Source organism: Pseudoalteromonas sp. Isolate6 (assembly GCF_022398435.1).
Taxonomy (GTDB): Bacteria; Pseudomonadota; Gammaproteobacteria; order Enterobacterales; family Alteromonadaceae; genus Pseudoalteromonas; species Pseudoalteromonas galatheae.
In genome coordinates this window covers 1-3,667 of sequence record NZ_JAKEVK010000305.1, presented here as the reverse complement: position 1 = coordinate 3,667, position 3,667 = coordinate 1, and the positions used below count along the sequence as shown (strand labels likewise).

The window sequence follows — 3,667 nt, the reverse complement described above, 5'->3', positions numbered from 1 at the left end:
ATTTGTTGCTGAGCTAATGTCATTTATATTAATATTTTTGGAAAGCTCAGCTAAATCGTTCATGGCGCTTTGTGCCAAATCAACCTTACCAGTGAGCAACTGTGATAGCGCTTTAAAAGCAATACAAGTGAGTTCAGAGCAAAAGCCGTAATTATCAGTTATGGCTTGAGAGCTATTATCGAAGAAGCCCTCTTTTGGTAACGTATCGACAAGCGTAATTACTTTGTCAAACTCTCCTAGCGAAAAGTAGGATTGCGATAAGAGCTCGAAGATCACTGGGTGTTGGTGAGGTGGATATTCGTTTTTGTTTTCGTGCAGCTGTAATCCAATATTATGAGCTTTTAATATATCACCAGTAGCGTAGGCGTGTAGCCATTCACCTCTCATCGTAATGAAGCGCTCTTTAGGGTCTAAAATTGTGGCGAGTTCACTGATATTTTGAAGCACGTGCTTTTTAGCCAACGTGTCTAGCCAACCATTGTATGCAACCCGTGATGAAGCAAGCGCATTTTTAATTTTATGGAGTAAGGGCTGGTTATCAATTAACCCATTCTGAAAGAAGTTCAATGCTTCTGCATAGTAAATACTGGCCTCTGCGACAGAGTAAATGGCAGCTGCACTTTTTGCTGATGTTAGTAATAATTCAACAGCTGCATTATGATCTCCCACTTTTGCTAAATGATGGGTTGTAAGTAGGGGCTGCTTTTGACTCATTCCTGTGTTGTTGAGTACTTCAATTATGCTCATGTGATGTGTATATGATTCATGCTTACCCATACTTTCATAGGCAGCATCCCTTACCAAAGCATGTTTAAAAATGTAGCTATCGTTATCAACACGACGTTGATGCACGATAAGATCGTTAGCCATTAACTCATTTAAGTCGTTTTGAATTTGGCTTTCACTTAAGGATGATGTAGCAATAAGTAAATTGTATTCAAACTCTCGGCCGATGGTTGCCGCCAGTTGCGCTGTCTCTTTGGCATGATGAAGGTTGTCTAGCTTTTGTTGCAGTGATTCTCTTAAACTCGTGGGTACTTGGTCAAGTTTGTCTGGTGCGAGGAAGTCAATCTCTCCTCCTTTATCCCCAACTAATGCTTTTTGCTTAAGCATATTGACGAGTTCTTCAATAAATAGCGGGATCCCGTCGGTACGACCGGTTAGCAACTTGAGAACTTGCTCTGACACTCTGCGGCCATCAAACAAGTTAATGATAAAGTCTTCGGTGGCCTTCTCGGTTAGCTTTTTCAGGCAGACATCCACTAAGGTGAGGTCTTTTAACTGAGTTGGCACCGCTTGTCTCGAAGTGCTTAGTAAAACATCACCTGAAGCGAGCGCACCGACAAAGTGATGTAAAAACTCTAAGGTGGTGCTATCTGCCCAATGAATGTCTTCAATAATGTAAAGTTTAAACTTACTGAGCCCGTGACGGTTTGACAGTAACAATGCGCAAAGCCCTTTAAACAACACTTGCTTCTGCTCATCGGGAGAAAGTGTAGAAGGCGTAATTTCATCACCAAGTGAGATATTGAGCCAAACTAGCAACACAGGGATCGCTTGCTCTAAATCGAGCTCACTGTCCATGTTTGATAACACATAACTAAAAACAGTATTAGCTGAATGAGCGTCAAGCTGTTCGGTGTTAAATAGGTACTTGACCAACGTTAAAATTGGATATAGAGCGTTATTTTGATGCTCTGGTAAGCATTGGGCGACTAAATGTTGATATTGTGGTGCATTGACACGGATTTCTTGCAGTAGCCTAGATTTTCCAATCCCAGCTTCACCATGAATGTAAGCGATGCGGGTTGCGCTTTCAGCTTTATTATTTATGAGTGAAAGTGTCTGTTCCAGCTCAAGGTGACGACCAACAAGTTCATGATGATTTCTTGTACCACGCATAAAGCCAAACGCTTCTATGCGACGCTCACCCTGTAAGTTGTATACCGGAGTTAGTTCGAATAGCGGGCCAATTTGCAACTGTCCGTAGAGGTTAAACTCGGAGAAAGCATCCAAGAGTGAGCGTGACTCTGCACTACATAAGATTTGGCGTTCGCCAGCTTCACGGGATAGTGCTGCTGCAATATTAGCGTGGTGACCTTCAGGAACAGCATTGGCGTAGGTAATAAATACACCAGTGTGAATGCCAATATGAGCGTTGAGAGAGACTCCGTGTGCTTCTTGCATCAGTGCGTTACGTTTGGCAAGTTCGCTTATCATTTCAAGTGCGGTCCTTGCAGATAATCGTGCGTCGTTATCGCTGCTCACTGGGTAGCCAAAATAAAACAAGCTGGTATCAGCAAGGTTGCCTACGTGGTATGCACCATAACGAGTTGCGATATCAATAAAGTGATTGCGCTGAGATTTATAAACGGTGTCGATGACATCGTAATCTTTGCCGTGATTGTCGAGTGCTTTAACGCTTAGTCTTACAGCAAGAGCTGTGAGCTGCTTGCGCTCAGTAAGCGCGGTATATTCTTGAATGGCACGATGATTAGGGTCGTCATCACGGAGCATCACTGTGGTTTCATCATAACCATGTTGGGCTTTAACATCATTTAGCACACCAACAAGGTTAGATACATTCATTCTTGCAAGTTCAGAAAATGCCTCGGTTGCGGTGATCACCCGCTCCAATGCACTTTTATTGAGCACGCGTCTGAGAAGCCCAGCAAGAGGGTGGCCAAGTAGGGCGCTTGGAATCGGAATATGCACATCGCTTAATTGTTTGTGATAAATCGATGCGACACTGTTGCCTGTTACCGCAGGAACACCAGTCAAACATTCCAAAAATACTAACCCCCAGACATATAGATCAGATTTAGCTGAAGCAGGCTCACCGCGTAATTGTTCTGGGGCGCTGTAAGAGGGGGTGCCCAGTGTTTCTTGCGTAAGCGTGATTGTTTCAAAGTCATGTTGGCGTGTTTCTTGTGCCAGTGTACCAATACCAAAATCAAGTATTTTGGCATAAGTCTTTGCGCCAGACTGGCTTAACATAATATTGGTTGGTTTTATGTCTCTGTGGATAATACCTTGTTGGTGGGCGTGAATTAGCGCATCTAAAACTTGCAACATGATGTCAGTTGCATACACAGAATCAATTGCGCCATTTTGACTTAGATAGTCTCGTAGCGTTTGCCCTTCCACATACTCAAATACCCCGAACATTAAATTTTCATTTAATTGTCCTTTATCTAATAATCGTACGATATTTGGGTGATTTAATTGACTGCAAAGTAAGGTTTCACGATTAAAACGTTCTGCATATCTGTGTTTTTTCGTCGCTTCCAGTTGTGGTTCTAACGCCAAAAACTTTAGTGCAACGATTTGCCCTGTATTTATTTGGCGTGCTTTGAAAACTTTACCGAACCCACCTTCTCCAACCTTTTCAAGTAGTTGGTATTTGTCAGACTGGAAAACATCGACAATATGGCTATCCGAAAACTGTGTCAGAGACATATGATTACTGATTCTTATTTTTTGTTAATGATATAGGGTAATTGGAATGTAAATACTTGTCTAGCATCAAGATTTTGATTGTTCAAAAAATCAAAATTTAGCCGTCGCTATTTTGCACACTTAGCAGGTATGTTAATTGGGTTGTATTGCAAGAGCACGCGCTACAGTGCTACAGGTTAAATCTCTATTACAAGGTGCTGTAATATAA

At 42.1% G+C, this 3,667-nt stretch carries 1 protein-coding gene; it reads right to left on the bottom strand.

What is annotated here, in order from left to right:
- Positions 1–3,459: TOMM system kinase/cyclase fusion protein (locus tag L1D50_RS22115; RefSeq protein WP_239966851.1), on the bottom strand; the 3,459-nt coding region annotated here is incomplete at its 3' end.
- Positions 3,460–3,667: the final 208 nt, after the last annotated feature.